Annotated in this window: 17 protein-coding genes and 1 pseudogene; 10 read left to right on the forward strand and 8 right to left on the reverse strand. The window is 72.5% G+C overall.

The window, feature by feature from the left end; all coding sequences use genetic code 11:
* The 3 genes from AB0I66_RS09435 to AB0I66_RS09445 are packed head-to-tail and all read left to right on the forward strand — an operon-like array spanning position 1 to position 4,010.
* Positions 1-1,332: a hemolysin family protein gene (locus AB0I66_RS09435; protein ID WP_363207171.1), complete on the forward strand. Its 1,332-nt coding sequence runs from the start codon at positions 1-3 to the stop codon at positions 1,330-1,332.
* The gene (locus AB0I66_RS09440) at positions 1,329-2,342 is read left to right on the forward strand and encodes a hemolysin family protein (RefSeq protein WP_363207172.1); all 1,014 of its coding nucleotides are present in this window, start codon (positions 1,329-1,331) and stop codon (positions 2,340-2,342) included. Before AB0I66_RS09435 ends, AB0I66_RS09440 begins: the two co-directional genes overlap by 4 nt.
* A 36-nt stretch (positions 2,343-2,378) precedes the next feature.
* Positions 2,379-4,010, forward strand: a complete 1,632-nt coding sequence (locus AB0I66_RS09445; protein WP_363207173.1) for an ABC-F family ATP-binding cassette domain-containing protein — start codon at positions 2,379-2,381, stop codon at positions 4,008-4,010.
* Between the two features lie 4 nt (positions 4,011-4,014).
* On the opposite strand, the gene AB0I66_RS09450 is transcribed toward AB0I66_RS09445, so the two are convergent.
* The 6 genes and pseudogenes from AB0I66_RS09450 to AB0I66_RS09475 all read right to left on the reverse strand — a co-directional run bounded on the left by AB0I66_RS09450 (position 4,015) and on the right by AB0I66_RS09475 (position 9,524).
* Positions 4,015-4,263 (reverse strand): holin, encoded by a 249-nt coding sequence (locus AB0I66_RS09450; protein ID WP_363207174.1) that lies wholly within the window; start codon positions 4,261-4,263, stop codon positions 4,015-4,017.
* 70 nt (positions 4,264-4,333) lie between these two features.
* A pseudogene (locus AB0I66_RS09455) lies at positions 4,334-5,470 on the reverse strand (acyltransferase family protein).
* Positions 5,471-5,621: 151 nt separating this feature from the next.
* Positions 5,622-6,647 (reverse strand): hemolysin family protein, encoded by a 1,026-nt coding sequence (locus AB0I66_RS09460; protein ID WP_363207175.1) that lies wholly within the window; start codon positions 6,645-6,647, stop codon positions 5,622-5,624.
* Complete coding sequence (locus AB0I66_RS09465; protein WP_363207176.1) at positions 6,644-7,981, reverse strand: hemolysin family protein; 1,338 nt, start codon at positions 7,979-7,981, stop codon at positions 6,644-6,646. Before AB0I66_RS09465 ends, AB0I66_RS09460 begins: the two co-directional genes overlap by 4 nt.
* A 217-nt stretch (positions 7,982-8,198) precedes the next feature.
* Positions 8,199-9,131: a M56 family metallopeptidase gene (locus tag AB0I66_RS09470; RefSeq protein WP_363207177.1), complete on the reverse strand. Its 933-nt coding sequence runs from the start codon at positions 9,129-9,131 to the stop codon at positions 8,199-8,201.
* A 6-nt stretch (positions 9,132-9,137) separates the two neighbouring features.
* Complete coding sequence (locus AB0I66_RS09475; RefSeq protein WP_363207178.1) at positions 9,138-9,524, reverse strand: BlaI/MecI/CopY family transcriptional regulator; 387 nt, start codon at positions 9,522-9,524, stop codon at positions 9,138-9,140.
* Positions 9,525-9,828: 304 nt separating this feature from the next.
* Between AB0I66_RS09475 and AB0I66_RS09480 the strand changes: the two genes are divergently transcribed.
* From AB0I66_RS09480 to AB0I66_RS09495, 4 genes are all read left to right on the forward strand, one after another.
* On the forward strand, positions 9,829-10,260 hold the full coding sequence (locus tag AB0I66_RS09480) for a VOC family protein (RefSeq protein ID WP_363207179.1): 432 nt from the start codon (positions 9,829-9,831) through the stop codon (positions 10,258-10,260).
* A 383-nt stretch (positions 10,261-10,643) separates the two neighbouring features.
* Positions 10,644-11,576 (forward strand): endopeptidase, encoded by a 933-nt coding sequence (locus AB0I66_RS09485; protein ID WP_363207180.1) that lies wholly within the window; start codon positions 10,644-10,646, stop codon positions 11,574-11,576.
* Between the two features lie 10 nt (positions 11,577-11,586).
* Positions 11,587-11,889: a carboxypeptidase-like regulatory domain-containing protein gene (locus tag AB0I66_RS09490; RefSeq protein WP_363207181.1), complete on the forward strand. Its 303-nt coding sequence runs from the start codon at positions 11,587-11,589 to the stop codon at positions 11,887-11,889.
* Positions 11,890-11,958: 69 nt separating this feature from the next.
* Positions 11,959-12,219 (forward strand): hypothetical protein, encoded by a 261-nt coding sequence (locus AB0I66_RS09495; RefSeq protein ID WP_363207182.1) that lies wholly within the window; start codon positions 11,959-11,961, stop codon positions 12,217-12,219.
* Positions 12,220-12,241: 22 nt separating this feature from the next.
* On the opposite strand, the gene AB0I66_RS09500 is transcribed toward AB0I66_RS09495, so the two are convergent.
* Together AB0I66_RS09500 and AB0I66_RS09505 are read right to left on the reverse strand one after the other, a co-directional pair.
* On the reverse strand, positions 12,242-12,499 hold the full coding sequence (locus tag AB0I66_RS09500; RefSeq protein ID WP_363207183.1) for a hypothetical protein: 258 nt from the start codon (positions 12,497-12,499) through the stop codon (positions 12,242-12,244).
* Between the two features lie 96 nt (positions 12,500-12,595).
* Positions 12,596-13,663: a saccharopine dehydrogenase NADP-binding domain-containing protein gene (locus AB0I66_RS09505; protein ID WP_363207184.1), complete on the reverse strand. Its 1,068-nt coding sequence runs from the start codon at positions 13,661-13,663 to the stop codon at positions 12,596-12,598.
* A gap of 109 nt (positions 13,664-13,772) precedes the next feature.
* On the opposite strand from AB0I66_RS09505, the gene AB0I66_RS09510 reads away from it, so the two are divergent.
* The 3 genes from AB0I66_RS09510 (at position 13,773) to AB0I66_RS09520 (ending at position 16,067) form a co-directional block, all read left to right on the forward strand.
* On the forward strand, positions 13,773-14,714 hold the full coding sequence (locus AB0I66_RS09510; protein WP_363207185.1) for a helix-turn-helix domain-containing protein: 942 nt from the start codon (positions 13,773-13,775) through the stop codon (positions 14,712-14,714).
* Positions 14,715-14,913: 199 nt separating this feature from the next.
* Positions 14,914-15,537: a hypothetical protein gene (locus AB0I66_RS09515; RefSeq protein WP_363207186.1), complete on the forward strand. Its 624-nt coding sequence runs from the start codon at positions 14,914-14,916 to the stop codon at positions 15,535-15,537.
* Positions 15,534-16,067, forward strand: a complete 534-nt coding sequence (locus AB0I66_RS09520) for a hypothetical protein (RefSeq protein ID WP_363207187.1) — start codon at positions 15,534-15,536, stop codon at positions 16,065-16,067. The genes AB0I66_RS09515 and AB0I66_RS09520 overlap by 4 nt, the downstream gene beginning before the upstream one ends.
* Positions 16,068-16,147: the final 80 nt, after the last annotated feature.

The raw sequence follows: 16,147 nt of genomic DNA on the forward strand, positions 1-16,147 counted from the left end.
ATGACCGAAGTGCTCCTGCTCCTGGTGGCGGTGCTGCTCTCGCTGGCCTGTGGCGTCTTCGTCGCGGCCGAGTTCTCCCTCACGACGGTCGAGCGCAGCGAGCTGGAGCGAGCCGCCGAACGCGGTGAGCGCGGCGCCGCGGGCGCCCTCAAGGCCGTCAAGAACCTCACCTTCCAGCTCTCCGGGGCCCAGCTGGGCATCACCGTCACCAATCTGGTCGTCGGCATGCTCTCCGAGTCCTCCATCGCCAAGCTGATCTCGGGCCCGCTCCGTGCCATGGGCATCCCCACGTCGGCGGCCTCGTCGATCGCCCTGGTCATCGGCACGGCCCTGTCGACGGTCTTCCTGATGGTCGTCGGCGAGCTGGTCCCCAAGAACTGGGCGATCTCCTCACCACTGGCCGTCGCCAAACGGGTGGCGACCCCCCAGCGCCTGTTCAGCGCCGTCTTCCGCCCCTTCATCGCGCACCTGAACAACACCGCGAACCGCTCCGTACGCCGCTTCGGCATCGAGCCCACCGAGGAGCTGGCCTCCGCGCGCAGCCCCAAGGAGCTGGTGGCGCTCGCCCGGCACTCCGCCAAGGAGGGCTCGCTTGAGCCGGACACCGCCGAGCTGTTCGTCCGCACCCTGAACCTCGCCGACCTCTCCGCGCAGAACGTGATGACGCCGCGCGTCCAGGTCATGGCCCTCGACGTGATGGCCACCTGCGAGGACGTCGCGAACGCCACCCGGGCGACGGGCCTGTCCCGCTTCCCCGTCTACCGCGGCAACCTCGACTCGGTCGTCGGCGTCGCGCACATCAAGGACGTCCTGGCCGTACCGGCCGAGCGCCGGGCCCGTTTCCCCGTCGCTGAGCTGATGCGCGAGCCCCTGCTCGTACCGGAGACGCTGACCGTCGACCGCCTGCTCGACCGGCTCTCCGGCAAGCGCACGATGGCCGTGGTCATCGACGAGTACGGCGGCACGGCCGGCGTCGCGACCCTGGAGGACATCGTCGAGGAGGTCGTCGGCGAGGTGCGGGACGAGCACGACCCGCACGAGACGCCCGACATCGCGGCCGACGGCAAGGACGACGACGGCCGGACGCGGTACTCCGCCGACGGCGCGGCCCGCACCGACCAGCTGGCCCGCGTCGGCCTGCGCACACCGGACGGTCCGTACGAGACGCTCGCCGGACTCGTCGCCACCGAACTCGGCCGCATCCCCGCCGAGGGCGACACCCTCGAGGTGGGCGGCTGGCGGCTCGACGTGGTGGACGCGCGCGGCCGCCGCGCGGCCCGCGTCCTGCTGCACGCGCCCTTGCACGACGACCACCAGGAGGAGGAGCGATGACCGCCGTCCAGTTGTTGATCGGCCTGGCGACCCTCGTCGTCAACGCCTTCTTCGTGGGCGCCGAGTTCGCCCTCATCTCCGTGCGCCGCAGCCAGATCGAGCCGTACGCCGAGGACGGCGACCGGCGCGCCAAGAGCGTGCTGTGGGGCCTGCGGCACGTCTCCGCGCTGCTCGCCGCCGCGCAGCTCGGCATCACGCTGTGCACGCTGGTGCTCGGCATCGTCGCCGAACCCGCGATCGCGCACATCCTGGAGCCGCTGTTCGACGGCGTCGGGGTGCCGCACGGCCTGGTCCACCCGCTCTCCTTCGTCATCGCCCTGGCGCTGGCCACGTATCTGCACATGCTGCTCGGCGAGATGATCCCCAAGAACATCTCGCTGGCCGAGCCCGTGCGCACCGCTCTGCTGCTCGGCCCGCCGCTGGTCGCGATCGCCCGGGCGCTGCGCCCGGTCATCTTCGCGATCAACGCCTTCGCCAACGGCCTGCTGAAACTGCTCAGGGTCGAGGCCAAGGACGAGGTGAGCGCGTCCTTCTCGGACGACGAACTCGCCCGGATGGTCAGGGACTCCGGCGAGGCGGGGCTGCTCGACGACCGCGCCCAGGAGCGGCTGCACGACGCCCTGGAGCTGGGCCGCCGCCCCGTCAGAGACGTGGTGCTCCCGCTGGAGAGCGTGGTCTACGCCCGTGTGGGCGTGACGCCCGAGGAGCTGGAGCGGCTCTCGGCGGAGTCCGGTTTCTCGCGCTTCCCCGTCGTGGACGACGGCCGTCGTATCGTCGGCTATCTGCACGTCAAGGACGCGCTCGACCGGATGCCGCGCGATCTGCCGTTCCGCGTGCCGGACATGCGGAAGATCGCGCAGGTCAGGGAGACCACGCCGCTGGACGACGTGCTGACCGCGATGCGCGGCAGCCGCACACATGTGGCGGCGGTGCTCGGCTCGGACGGCAGGCTGGCCGGCATGGTCACGATGGAGGACGTGCTGCGGGAGCTGTTCGGTCAGCCCGTCTGAGGCCGAAGCCGCGGCCGCGGCTCCGAAGCTAGGGGGATGTGCACGGTGAGCCAACTGGTCCTGCGCGATGTGTCGTACGGCTATCCGGAGCGTCCCGTGCTCGACCGGGTCTCCCTGTCGGTGCGGCCCGGCGAGAAGGCGTGCGTCATCGGTGAGAACGGCTCGGGCAAGTCGACGCTGCTGCGCCTGATGGCGGGCGAGTTCGCGCCCGCCGACGGCGAGGTGGCCGTCGTCTCGGACGGCGGCACCGGCTATCTCGCGCAGACCCTGCGCCTTCCGCCGCACGCCACCGTGCAGGACGCGGTGGACGACGCGCTCGCCGAGCTGCGGGACCTGGAGCGGCGGATCCGGGAGGCGGAGGAGACACTCGGCTCGGCCGGCGAGGCCGAACTGGCCGCCTACGGAGACCTCATCGCCGCCTTCGAGGCACGTGAGGGCTACCGCGCCGACGCACGCCTGGACGCGGCGCTGCACGGTCTCGGCGTACCGCACCTGGAGCGTTCGCGCACCCTGGGTTCGCTGTCCGGCGGCGAGGCCACGCGCCTAGCGCTCGCCTGCGTCCTGGCACCGCAGCCCGAGCTGCTCCTCCTGGACGAGCCGACGAACCACCTGGACGACCAGGCGCTGGGCTGGCTGGAGGAGCGGCTGCGGGCCCACCGGGGCACGGTCGTGGCCGTCACCCACGACCGTGTCTTCCTCGACCGGGTCGCCGAGGTGATCGTCGAGGTCGACGGCGACCGCAGGTCCGTGGCCCGTTTCGGCGGCGGCTGGCACGGCTATCTGGAGCAGCGCGCCACGGCCCGGCGCCGCTGGGAGGAGCGCCACCGCGAGTGGAGCGAGGAGGTCGCGCGCCAGGAGAAGCTCGCCGAGGGCGGTTCCAAGCGGCTCGCGGTCGGCTGGCGGATGAGCGAGAGCCCTCGCTTCGCGAGCAACAACCGGTCGGTGGAGGGCCAGCTCTCCGGGATCGTGCGCAACGCGCGCGAGCGGCTGCGCAGACTGCGCGCCGATCCGGTGCCACGCCCGCCCGACCCCCTGCACTTCACGGCCGCCGATGGCCTGGCGGGCGGCGATCACCCCTTCGTACGCCCGGTCGCGCTGACGGACGTCGCGGTGGGCGAGCGCCTCGCCGTCGAGCGCCTGACCCTCGATCCGGGCTCGCGCACGCTGGTGACCGGGGTGAACGGCGCGGGCAAGTCGACGCTGCTCGCGGTCCTCGCGGGTGCGCTCGCCCCGGATCGCGGGGAGGTCCAACTCCCCGCCCGGGTGGGCTACTTGCCGCAGGAGGTCGAGTACCTCGGCGACGAGGACACGGCGAAACCGCTGCTCGACGCCTTCGCGGCGGGTCTCGGCGGACTCCCCGAGGACCACACGCAGACGCTCCTGTCCCTGGGCCTGTTCCGCGAGGAGGACCTGGCCGTGCCGGTGAAGGGGCTCTCCGTGGGCCAGCGCCGCCGCCTGGCGCTCGCCCGCCTGGTGACGCGCCCCGCCGACCTCCTGCTGCTCGACGAGCCGACGAACCACCTCTCCCCCGCCCTGGTCGAGGAACTCGACGAGGCGCTGGCGGGATACCGCGGCACGCTGGTCGTCGTGTCGCACGACCGCAGGCTGCGGGAGCGGTTTCAGGGAGAGCGGCTTTCGGTGGAGGCCGGACGTCTGGCCTCCACCTAGGCCCCTAGGTCGCGGCCCGTCCCTGGCGGGCGGTCGGCGTCTCCGTGATGCCGGGGCCGCGGGCCCCGACGTTGGCGGCACCGACCGCCGTGAGCACGGCGAGCAGCGTCGCCATCCCCGCGGTGGCGAGCGCCGCCTTCCAGTCGACGTCCAGGAGGGTGGTCGCCCCGGCGACCAGCACGGCGGCGAGCGACTGCGCGAAGGTACGGAGCGCACGCTCCGCGGTGGCCTTCCAGAATCCAGCGGTCCACATGTCTGGCCCACCCTCTCGTGGTGTACGGGTCACCACCTGGCATACCGCCGTTGGGTGCCGCTGCCCAGGGTCAGCGCCTCCGGTGCGCGCCCCTGCCGCGGCCCGTCGCCTTCGCGTCCTTCTTGAACGCCCACTCCATCTCGGGCTCCATCGCGAACTTGAAGAGGCGCTGCACCGGCGGTGTGCACAGCACGGTGATGAGGGCCGCCGCGCAGAGGGTGACCGTGATCTCGCCCAGCGGGGTGTGCAGCCAGTCCAGTTCGTACCAGTCCCAGAAGCGGGAGCCCTTGGCGACGAAGCCGTGCAGCAGATAGCCGTAGAGGGTGCCCGCGCCGAGCGCGGTGAACCACAGCCTGCGGCCCGGCACCCAGGCGAAGAAGCACGCGACGAGGATCACCGAACAGCCGAACATCCCGAGCGTCATCACGGCACCCGACCAGCCGGGCGCCGCCAGTTCCTGCGCGCTGTCCCGGCGGTAGAACCAGGCGGCGTTCATGCGCGGCGCCGCCCAGTACGCGAAGAGCAGGGCCATGGCGAAGACCGGGAGCGCCAGGATGCGGGCCTCCCGGCGGCGCACGATCTGGAAGTGCTCGGGCTTCAGGCACAGGCCGAGGACGAAGAACGGCAGGAACTGCAGGACGCGTTAGAGGTCCAGGTCGTCGCCGATGTCCGGCGAGACCGAGGCGAGCACGGCGATGGCCAGCGCTATGGGCAGGGGCCAGCGGACCACTTTCCACAGCGGGGTGGTGAGGCGCCAGACGAAGAGCGCGACCAGGAACCAGGTGAGATACCAGGGGTCGAGCAGGCTGATCGGGTACGTCGGGTCGTCGCCCGCCCAGCGCTTGAAGAAGGTGTAGGCCACCTCGAAGATGACGTACGGCACCGCGATGCCCGTCACCAGGCGCTTGAGGCGGCCGGGACTCGCGTCGAAACTCCGCGAGAAGAAGCCGGAGATGACGATGAACGCCGGCATGTGGAAGGTGTAGACGGTGATGTAGAGCGCGGCGGCCGCCCGGCTGTCGCCGCGCAGCGGCTCCCAGGCGTGGCCCATCGCGACCAGCACGATCGCCAGGTACTTGGCGTTGTCGAAGAACGAGTCCCGGCGTTTGACCGGAGGCTTCGGCACCACCGTGGGGGGTGCCGGAGCCTTCGGAGGGGCATTGCGCGCGGCGGGCAGCGGCGTGCGCAATGCCCCGGTCCCGTGCATCGAGCGGACAGGCTCACTCACGGGACCTCCCGGGGGAACCCGGGCCCGCGGTCTCGCGTCTTACGTCCAATGCGGGTGCTACACCTGTGTAGAACATCACGGGCACCCTAGCCACCGGAGCCCCCGCACGTACAGTCGCGCCACCTGTGAATCAGCTGAGCGCCGCCGGTGAGGGCCCGACCAGCTCGGACAGCACGTCCTCCATGGTGACGAAGCCGAGCACCGTGCCGCTCTCGCCGGTGACCGCCGCCAGATGACTGTCCGCGGCCCGCAGCGCGGTGAGCGTGTCGTCGAGCGGGGTGTCGATGTGCACCCGCGTGACCACGTGCAACGCGGCGCGCGGGAAGGGCCGGTCGCGCTCGGCGATGCCGAGGGTGTCCTTGATGTGGAGGTAGCCGAGCAGGGTGCCCTCGGGTCCGGTCACCGGGAAGCGGGAGAAGCCCGCGTCCGCGGCCACCCGCTCCAGGCGCGCCGGGGTGACCGTGTGGTCGACGGTGCGCATCTTGGCGGCCGGCACGAGGATCTCGCCGACCGGCCGGGTGCCCAGCTCCAAGGCGTCGCGCAGCCGCTCGCCGTCGGCCGCCGAGAGGAGACCCGCCTCGCTGGAGTCGATGACCATGCGGGCGAGCTGGTCGTCGGTGTAGACGGACTCGACCTCGTCCTTCGGTTCGACCTTGAGCAGCTTGAGGAGGGTGTTGGCGAAGGCGTTGATGCCGAAGACGACCGGCCGGAGGGCGCGGGTGAGCGCCACCAGCGGCGGGCCGAGCAGCAGGGCGGTCCTGGCGGGCGCGGCGAGCGCGATGTTCTTGGGGATCATCTCGCCGATCAGCATGTGCAGATACGTCGCCACCGTCAGGGCGATGACGAACGCGATCGGGTGCACCAGGGCGTGCGGGATGTGGACCGCCTCGAAGGCGGGCTCCAGGAGGTGCGCGATGGCGGGCTCGGCGACCGCGCCGAGCACCAAGGAGGAGACGGTGATGCCGAGTTGGGCGGTGGCCATCATCGCGGAGATGTGCTGCAGGCCCCACAGCGTGATGCGGGCGCGCTTGTCGCCCGCCTGGGCGCGGGGTTCGATCTGGCTGCGGCGCACGGAGATCAGGGCGAACTCGGCGCCGACGAAGAAGGCGTTGGTGAGCAGGGTCAGGGCGCCGATGGCGAGCTGGAGGGTGGTCATCGGGCTTCCTCCACGGCCTGGCGGGCCACCTGAAGTGCGGGTTCGGTGATGCGGATCCGGTCGGCGCGGTGGTGCTCGACCGCCAGGACGGAGAGCTGCCAGCCGTCCAGGTCGACGGCGTCCCCCTGGGCCGGGATGCGGGAGAGCCGGGTGGCGATCAGTCCGGCCACGGTCTCGTACGGCCCCTCGGGCGCGGTGAGTCCTATCGCGGCGAGCTGGTCGATGCGGACGCTCCCGTCGGCCTCCCACACGGTGCGGCCGTCCGGGGCCGCCTGGGCGGGCAGCAGATCGGGGACCTCGACGGGGTCGTGCTCGTCGCGGACCTCGCCCACGACCTCCTCGACGATGTCCTCCACCGTCGCCACACCGGCCGTGCCGCCGTACTCGTCGATGACCACGGCCATCGTGCGGGTCTCCCGCATCCGTTCGAGCAGCCGGTCGGCGGGCAGGCTGTCGGGCACGAGCAGGGGCTCGGCGGCCAGGTCGGTGACCGGGGTGAGCCGGCGCTTGTCGGGGGCCAAAGCGAGCACGTCGCGGATGTGGACGGTGCCGATGACCTCGTCCAGGCTGTCGCGGAAGACGGGGAAGCGGGACAGGCCCGTGGCGTGCGTCAGGTTCGCCGCGTCGGCGGCCGTGGCGTGCGCCTCAAGGGCCCGTACGTCGACGCGCGGGGTCATCACGTTCTCCGCGGTCAGCTCGCTCAGGTGCAGCGTGCGCACGAACAGCTCGGCGGAGTCCGCCTCCAGGGCGCCCTCGGCGGCCGACCGCCGGGCGAGGGCGACCAGCTCCTCGGGGGTGCGTGCGGAGGCCAGCTCCTCGGCGGGTTCCAGGCCGAAGCGGCGTACGACGTGGTTCGCGGTGTTGTTCAGGTGCCGGATGAACGGTCCGAAGGCGGTGGTGAAGCCGCGCTGGGGTGCCGCGACCACCTTGGCCACGGCCAGCGGCCGGGAGATCGCCCAGTTCTTCGGCACCAGTTCGCCGACGACCATCAGGATCACGGTGGAGAGCGCCACACCGAGCAGCGTGGCCGTGGTGGGAGCGGCGCCCCCGAGACCCGCTGCCTCCAGCGGGCCGCGCAGCAGCGCCGCGAGCGACGGTTCGGCGAGCATGCCGATGACCAGCGAGGTGACGGTGATGCCGAGCTGGGCGCCGGACAGCTGAAGGGTGAGGCGCCGTACCGCCTTCAGGGCGCTTTCGGCGCCCCGCTCGCGGGCCTCGGCGGCGCGCTCCAGGTCACTGCGCTCGACGGTGGTCAGGGAGAACTCGGCCGCCACGAACAGCGCGCAGGCGAGCGTGAGGAGCAGGGCGAGCAGCAGGAGCAGGATCTCGGTCACCGTGCCACCCCCGTTCCCTCGCGCTCGGACAGCGGGCGGGACGTGGCACGGTTCGTACTGGGAGGCTCACCCATTGCGGGTCCGTGGCTCCTTCTCGTACTCGTACGACGCGTCGTACGAGGGCGGTGGCGTGGAAGCGGTGGTGCTTCTACACCCACTGTAAAGGAACGGCAAAGCGAGTCGGCCGGGACCTGTGCCCTTGACGACCCCGGCGCCCTTAAAGCGGTGTGGCCGCGTGCAGGATCATGACCATCGTCACGGCGGAGTTCGCCGACGACATGGCGGAGACCGCCGCCCCCGCGGCGGCCGCCCACGCCGCGAGCCCCACCGCGGTGAACAGCGACGGCCAGCTGCGCGCCGAGGGAGCCGGGCCCAGGAGGGCCGCGACCCGGCGCGGCACGGGCCCCGGAGCCGCGAGTCCGGCCAGGGTCGGCGCCGGGGCGCCCCGGGAGTGGAGAGCGGCCTTGCCGATCGCGCGGGCCACGGCCCTGCGGTCGCCGACGGCGTGGGCGGCGTCCTCGTCGGCCCAGCGCTCGGTCGTGTAGGAGACGGCGGTACGCAGCGGGCGCAGGAACGGATTGGCGCGCGCGGCCAGCTGCACGGCGAGGAGGTAGCGGTGGTGCCGGGTCGCGAGGTGGGCGCGCTCATGGGCGAACAGGGCGCGGCGCTCGGCGGGGGCGAGGCAGTCGAGCAGCGCGGTGGTCACCACGACCCGGTCACGGGCGCCGCCGGGCAGCGCGTAGGCGTAGGGCACGGTGTCGGGCAGCACGGCGACGGACGTGCCGGGCAGCCCGGCGAGCGCGCGATGGGCGCGGCGGCGTACCTGGCGGTGGCGCCACAGGCCCCTGCCGCACGCCAGGGCAACGGCGAGCAGCCCCGGGATGGCAAGGCGCCCGGCGACCTCGTCGTACGGGACGGCCGCGCGCACCTCGGGGTCCGACCAGCCGTCGGGCAGCGGGTTGCCGGGCAGTTGCGCCGTGCCGACGACCATCAGGAGGCCCAGGCACAGCGTGCTGCAGAGCGCCATGACCGCGGCGACCGTCGTGAGCAGCCGGGTCGCCGTCCGCGGGTGCAGCCGCTGCTCGGCGAGCCGGGCGACCGGCCAGGCCGTCAGCGGCAGCACGAGCGGCAGAAGGACGAACATCCCCATGACGGTTCAGACGTCCTTCTCCGCCTCGGCCTGCCGCAGGAGCTCACGCAGCACCTGCTCGTCGCCCGGCGGCAGGGCGGTGAGGAAGCTGGCGAGGACCGCCTCCCGGTCGCGCTCGCCGTCGAGCACCTTGCGCATCTTGCGTGCCGCGAGGCCCGCCTCGTCAGCCGACGGCGTCCACGCGAAGGAGCGTCCGGCGCGCTCGCGCGTCACCGCGCCCTTGTCGAGGAGGCGGCTCAGGATCGTCACGACGGTCGTGTACGCGAGGTCGCCGCCGAGCCGCTCCTGCACCCAGCCCGCGGTCGCGGGGCCCTCCGCCTCGCGCAGGGCCGACAGGACCTGCGCCTCCAGCTCACCCTGCCCCCGCCGGGGCCGCCGCTCCTGCTCCTCCACGCCCGTCTCCCTTCCGCCGCCCAGTGCCCAGTGCCCAGTCGTCCTGGTCGAGGCTAACGCCCGGCCGCCCTGGGTGTGCCGCCGGTCAGGCGCGGGGCGAAAACGGCGTTGCCCCGCCTCATGGCACTCATTAGGATCACTCGGGTGACTGCCGGGTCGGCCATGGGCCACGTACAAGTGAGGCATCCGGCCTTGGCGTGAGCGCGAGGCGGGCCAGAGCCCCGCCGCCCCCTCTTCCGACTTCCCGCAGCGCCCCATGCGGCGCACCGTCAGTGGATTCCCGGAACCGGAAGAGATCTCACACATGCCGCAGCACCAGCAATCGCACTCGCACGACCTCAATTCTCCTGTCACGACCGTCCAGTTGAACCACACCGCCGTCTACGCCAAGGACCGGCAACTGTCCGCCGAGTTCCTCGCCGTGGTCCTGGGCCTGAAGGTCGGCGCCCCGTTCGGGCCGTTCCTGCCCGTCGACCTGGGCAACGGCGTGACGCTCGACTATTACGAGCTGACCGATGAGCCGGTCCAGTCCCAGCACTACGCGTTCCTCGTGCCCGACGAACAGTTCGACGCGATGATCGCCCGCCTGGAGGCGATCGGGGTCACCTACTACGCGGACCCCAGCCATACCGAACCCGGTCAGATCAACCGTCTGTTCGGCGGTCGCGGCGCGTACTTCGACGATCCGGACGGCCACAACATGGAGATCATGACCCGGCCCTACGCGCGCCCTTAGCTCCCCGCGGGGCGGAACGGGCGACTCCCCTGGGCTGCTCGTCTGTTCGAATCTCGATTGAGGCATCGCGCCCCGCCCGCTCCGGCAGCGGGCGGGGCGCGGGCGTCCGGCGGTGGCTGCTGGGACCCGCGCGGGACCGTTCGCCGTGAGGCGGCGGGGGCGAGCTGTCGGCCCGAGCGTCGAATGTGCCCCGGGAGCCGGGCAGTTGACGCCCGTGGGGCCCCTGGACCCCAGTACGCGCGCCCGTTCGACGGTCGGCGCAAAAGGCTCATTGCGACACTTGTCCGGCGGCAGTAAACAAGGGAATCGACCCAGAAACGTTGCGGCCGCGGCGTCCTGCAAGGCATCACATCGCAGCTCTGAGAGAAGCCGGGTGATCCAGAATGGCGCAAGATCCACACACCGCAGTGACGAACGAACCGGACGACGGAGCGATCAAGCTGGCCGCCGAGCAGGAGGCGGTGCTGCAGCCGCCCTCCGAGGGGACCGAGGGCCAGGCCCAGCACTCGACGGGTGAAGGCCTGGAGCACGTCGAGGGCTACCGGCGCCCGGAGCACTTCGCACCCGAGGCCTGGACGGCACCGACCGCCTCGCTGCCCGACATCGGCGAGGCCTCGTACGGCCCGCCGCCCCTGGCCCCGGAGACCGTGCACGGCCCCGACGACCGCATCCAGATCACCAACACCAGCGTGTACCCGTGGCGCGTGCACTGCTACCTGCTGATCACCGCCCGCGACAACGCCCTCTACCAGGGCACCGGGTGGCTCCTCGGACCCCACACCCTCGCGACCGCGGGCCACTGCGTCTACATCAAGAACAGCGGCGTGGCGGGCCGGGACGGCTGGGTGAAGAGCATCCAGGTCATGCCGGGACGCAACGGCGCCTCGCTGCCCTACGGCAGCATCACCTGCACGAGCTTCCGCTCCGTGACCGGCTGGACGAGCAACGGCGACGAGAACTTCGACTACGGCGCCATCATCACGCCCTCCAACATCGGCTCCACCACGGGCTGGTTCGGCTTCGGCGTCTGGTCGGACTCGGACCTGCTCAAGGCCACCGGCAACATCTCCGGCTATCCGGGCGACAAGCCGTCCGGGACGCAGTGGTACGCGGCGCGCGGGATCGACTCGGTCGCCCCGCGCAAGGTGTACTACGACATCGACACCGCGGGCGGGCAGAGCGGCAGCTCCGTCTACCGCATCGACAGCACCGGCCGCTACGGCTTCGGCATCCACGCCTACGGCGGCGCCCGGGTGAACTCGGGAACCCGGTTCACCACCCCCGTCTTCAACAACTACGTGGCATGGAAGGCGTGAGCGAACCCCGATGAACGGCAGCAGGTCCGCAGTGGAGATCACCGGCGTCGTCCGCGACACCTCGGGCACCCCGGTGACGGGCGCCCACGTCCTGTTCACCGAGGGTCCGCGCCCCCTGCCGGACATCGCTGCCCTGACGGACGCCGAGGGACGTTTCTCCCTCGTCGCCCCCGCACCAGGCGAGTACAGGCTCAGCTGCCGGGCGGACCCTCTCCTGGGCCCGTCCGGCACGGCCGAGGCCACCGTCCGCGTCGAGGCGTCGGCGCAGGCCGCCCCCCAGGGGCGGCTGCGCGTCGAGCTGACGCTCGGCTAGCGCGGTGGGCGGCGCCGGGCGGCAGCGGTGGACATGCGTGGTGCGCGACTCCTGTCTAGCGTCACGGTCATGAACACTGTCCCGCAGCGTTTCGAGATCCTGCTGGTCCCCGAGTTCTCGGGGGACGGCTCAAGCACCACCGACGGCCGCGGCGCCCTGCGCTCGGCCGTCGTGGTGGCCACGGGCGAGACCGGGGCCTCCGGGTTCCCCCGGTTCGCCGGTGACGGCATGGAGGCCGACATCGACCCCGAGACCCGCACCGTCGAGGCACTTCTGGTCGACGGCTCCGAGCTGGACTACGGGCTCTCGGTGCGGGTCGCGCAGGCGTAGGGCGAAGGGCCAAGGGCGTCCTTCACGGCGACGGGGCCGCGTCGCCCGCCAACTGAGCCAGCGCGTCTCCGAGCCCCGGCGGGGAAACGGCCCCCACCAAGGCGTCGCCCGAGTGGACCAGGATGTGGCTGGGCGGCCGCAGTTGCCCGGCCTGGTCGACGACCGTCGCGGCGTCGCCGGCGAAACGGGCGCTGAGGTCGATGACCAGCACGTCGGGCAGCAGGGCGCGGGCTCTCGCCAGGGCGAGGAAGCTGCCGTCCGTCTGGGAGATGACGTACACGCCGGGGACGGCCTCGATCTGCGGGATCAGGTCTCCCGCCCGGTGATCGGCGGCCAGAGATAGGGCTCCCGCCGCGGGCGGGGCGTGTCGACCCGGCTAGGACGGCAGGTCGAGCCGGGTCAGGTGCTCGGGGGTGAGCGCCCGCAGGAAGTCCGCGGCGTCGAAGGCCTCCCCGGCCGCGCGCACGCCCGGCGCCTTGCCGCGTCCGTCGAGGAGGCGCTCGACGGCCTCCACGACTAGCGGCGCCGTCACGGCGTAGATGTCGCGCCCGCCCGCGACCGCGCGCCGGGTCCGTGTGCCGCGCCGGACGACCGCCTCGACGAGGAAGGTCTGCGCGGAGCGCCCGTCGGCGTCGGCGGGTTCGGGCGCCGGAGTCTCCTCGGCCCGGATGTCCCGCAGCGGCGCGAGGTTCATCACCGCCCGTACCTCGGGGGTCCGCACGTGGCGCGGCAGCGTGACCTGGTCGGCCGTCGCGAACGCGGAGGCCTCCTGGGTGCTGAACGGCTCGGGGAAGTCCCACGGAAAGGCGTCCTGGGAGTAGTCGAACGGGCGCAGTTCGCCTCCCGTGTACACGAGGTGCTGCCCGGCGTTGCTCTCACCGGTGCGCCGGGTGCCCTGGGTCGGATGCCAGCTGTCGAGGGCGTACGCGAGCGTGATCTCGTCCGCGTCCGGCCACTCCCCCAGCGCGGCGGTGGCCAGCAGGTCGCCGAGGCCGCCGTAGAACGCCAGGGACGGGGCGATGACGACGCCCGCCTCTCGCGCGCGCTCGCCGTAGGTGTCGAACAGGGTTGCGCTGACGCCCTGTTCGGCGGCGACGTCCAGGTACGGGATGCCCGCGCGCAGCGCCGCGTCGGCCACCGGAAGGGCCGTGTCGAGGAACGGCCCCGCGCTGTTGACGACCGCCGAGGCGCCGTCGAGCGCCCGGTCGAGGGACGCCGCGTCCCCGGTGGACGCCACGCGCACCGGCGCTTCGGGGGCCAGGCCGCGCAGCGCCTCCAGCTTCTGCCGGTCGCGTCCCACGAGCAGTGGCGTCATGCCGCGGCGAAGGAGCTCGGCCACGACGAAGCGGCCGGTGTGGCCGTACGAGCCGACGACGGCGACCGTGCGCGGGTCGGAGCGGACGCCGGCGTCCTGCGCGGTGGGCGTGAAGGGGGCGTTGCTCATCGTTGACTCCCGTTGTCCTGCGGGCGGTTGCGCCCTGCACGCACCATGTTCCGCGCCCGTCCCGCACATCACCAGCGGCCGGAATGACGAGGGGCGTACAGTTTCGGACATGCGGACCGTGGCGATGGCACTTCCCGAGGGCAGCATGCTTTTCGAGGCCGCCGCAGCCTTCGAAGTTTTCGGTTCGGACCACTCCGACCTGGCCGGGTCCTGGTACTCGTTCAGCGTGTGCGGCGCGGCCGGTACACGTGTCGGGCAGTGGCTGCACGCCGAGCCCACCCACGGCCTGGAAGCCGTCGCCACCGCGCAGACGGTGATCGTCCCGGCCTGGCGCGACATCGGAGGCGTTCCGCCGGGCGAGCTGACCGAGGCCCTGCGCACCGCCCACGCATCAGGTGCCCGCATCGTCTCGCTGTGCACCGGCGCCTTCGTCCTGGCGGCGGCCGGTCTGCTCGACGGCCGCCGGGCCACCACGCACTGGGCCCACGCCGAGCGGCTCGCCGCGCTCCACCCCCGCGTCACGGTCGACGCCGGGGTCCTCTTCACCGACGAGGGCAGCGTGCTCACCTCGGCGGGGAAGGCCGCCGGCATGGACCTGTGCCTGCACATCGTGCGCGACGACCACGGGGCGGCGGTGGCCAACGCACTGGCCCGGCGGCTGGTGACCCCGCCCCACCGGGAGGGCGGCCAGGCGCAGTTCATCCCGGCACCCGTGACGCACGGACGCGACCACCCCCTGGCCGATCTGCTGCCCTGGACACTGACCCGCCTCGATCAGCCGCTCACCGTGGAGGACCTGGCCCGGCAGGCGGGCATGAGCAGCCGCAATCTGTCCCGGCACTTCCACGCCGTCACGGGCACGGCGCCACTGCGCTGGCTGCTCGGCCAACGTGTGCGCCTGGCGCAGGAGTTGCTGGAGTCGGGCGACGAGAGCGTCGAACGGATCGCGGCCCGGACGGGCATGGGGACGTCCGCCACGCTCCGGCGCCACTTCACCCGCGTCACGGGGCTGCCGCCCGAGGCCTACCGGCGTACCTTCGGCGCCTCCTGAGACGGGAATCGGCACTCGGTCGACTGTTTGCCGAACATGGGGGTACTCGGCCGCCATGCGAACCCGGAGGCAATCGTTCAAACGCTGATCACAGACGCCCCGATCGGTGCCCGCGTCGCGTGGGTGCCCATCGGCCGGCCTCAGCGCTGAACGAAACACGAGATCAGCTGATCACACCACGACATCAAGGGAGGCAGCCATGATCACCGCCGTCATCATCGCCGTGGTCGTCATCGCGGCAGCCGCCGTCCTCTTCGTCGTCATGCGGCGAGCCAAGGGCGGCGGGCAGAGTCTGAAGCACCGCTTCGGGCCCGAGTACGACCACACTGTGGCCCGCCACGGCGGAGACGTACGGGCAGCCGAGCAAGAGCTGCACGAGCGTGTGCGGCTGCACGGCTCCATCAAGTCCGAACCGCTGCCGCCCGGCGCGCGCGAGCGCTACGTGGCCCAGTGGGCAGGCGTCCAGGAGCAGTTCGTCGAGTCACCGCAGCAGGCCGTGGTCGAGGCCGACGCACTCCTTGCCCGCCTGTCAAGGGACCGCGGCTTCCCCGACGGTGAGCGCTTCGACGAGCAGGTGGCCGCGCTCTCCGTCCACCACTCCCACCACGTCCACGGCTACCGCCGCGTGCACACGGCGGCGCGCGGACAGGGCGGCACCGAGGAGATGCGCGAGGCCATGGTCGAGGCCCGACGCCTCTTCGACGCACTCGTCGCCGAGCACACGGTCGACTCCACCCGGAACGACCCGCACACCACCGCCGACCGCGGCCACGCACCGTGGGCACTGCCCCGGCGCCATGCGAAGGGAAGTGGCACGTCATGACCGACGCCCGGCACACCACACCGCGCGAGCAGGCCATGGGCAGCGGCGTCCCCGCTCCCGCCACCGCTCCGGCGGCGACCCCCGCTCCCCCCGCCCCGGGCGCTCCTGGCGCTCCTGGCGCTCCTGGCGCTCCTGCCGCGGGCTCCCCTGCGACCGGCACGCACGCCCCCGGCACCCATGACCCCGGGTCCCACGACCTCGGCTCCCACACCCCGGGCACGCATACCCCCGGCGCCCACACACCGGCCGGCGACGTCGGTTCCGCCCTGCTCCCGCAGAACGAACACGACAAGCTCGGTCTGCGGCTCCAGCAGGCTCTCAGCACCTTCGTCGAGAGTCCGCGCCAGGCGGTGGAAGAGGCCGACAGCCTCTTCGACGACGCCGTCAGGCACCTGACCGAGACCCTCACGGAGCGCCGTCGCGTCCTGCGCGCGAGCTGGCAGGACCACGACACCGAGGCGCACACGGAAGAACTGCGCCTCGCGCTGCGGCAGTACCGCGAAGCCACTGAAAGGCTGCTGCGCATCTAGGCACAGCGGCGCGACGCACGACGTGGGGGGGGGGGGGGCGGGCCCGGCGACCCCCCCGGGGGCCGGGCCGCGTGGGCGGG

Source organism: Streptomyces sp. NPDC050439, assembly GCF_040655335.1.
In the GTDB taxonomy this organism is placed as follows: Bacteria; Actinomycetota; Actinomycetes; order Streptomycetales; family Streptomycetaceae; genus Streptomyces.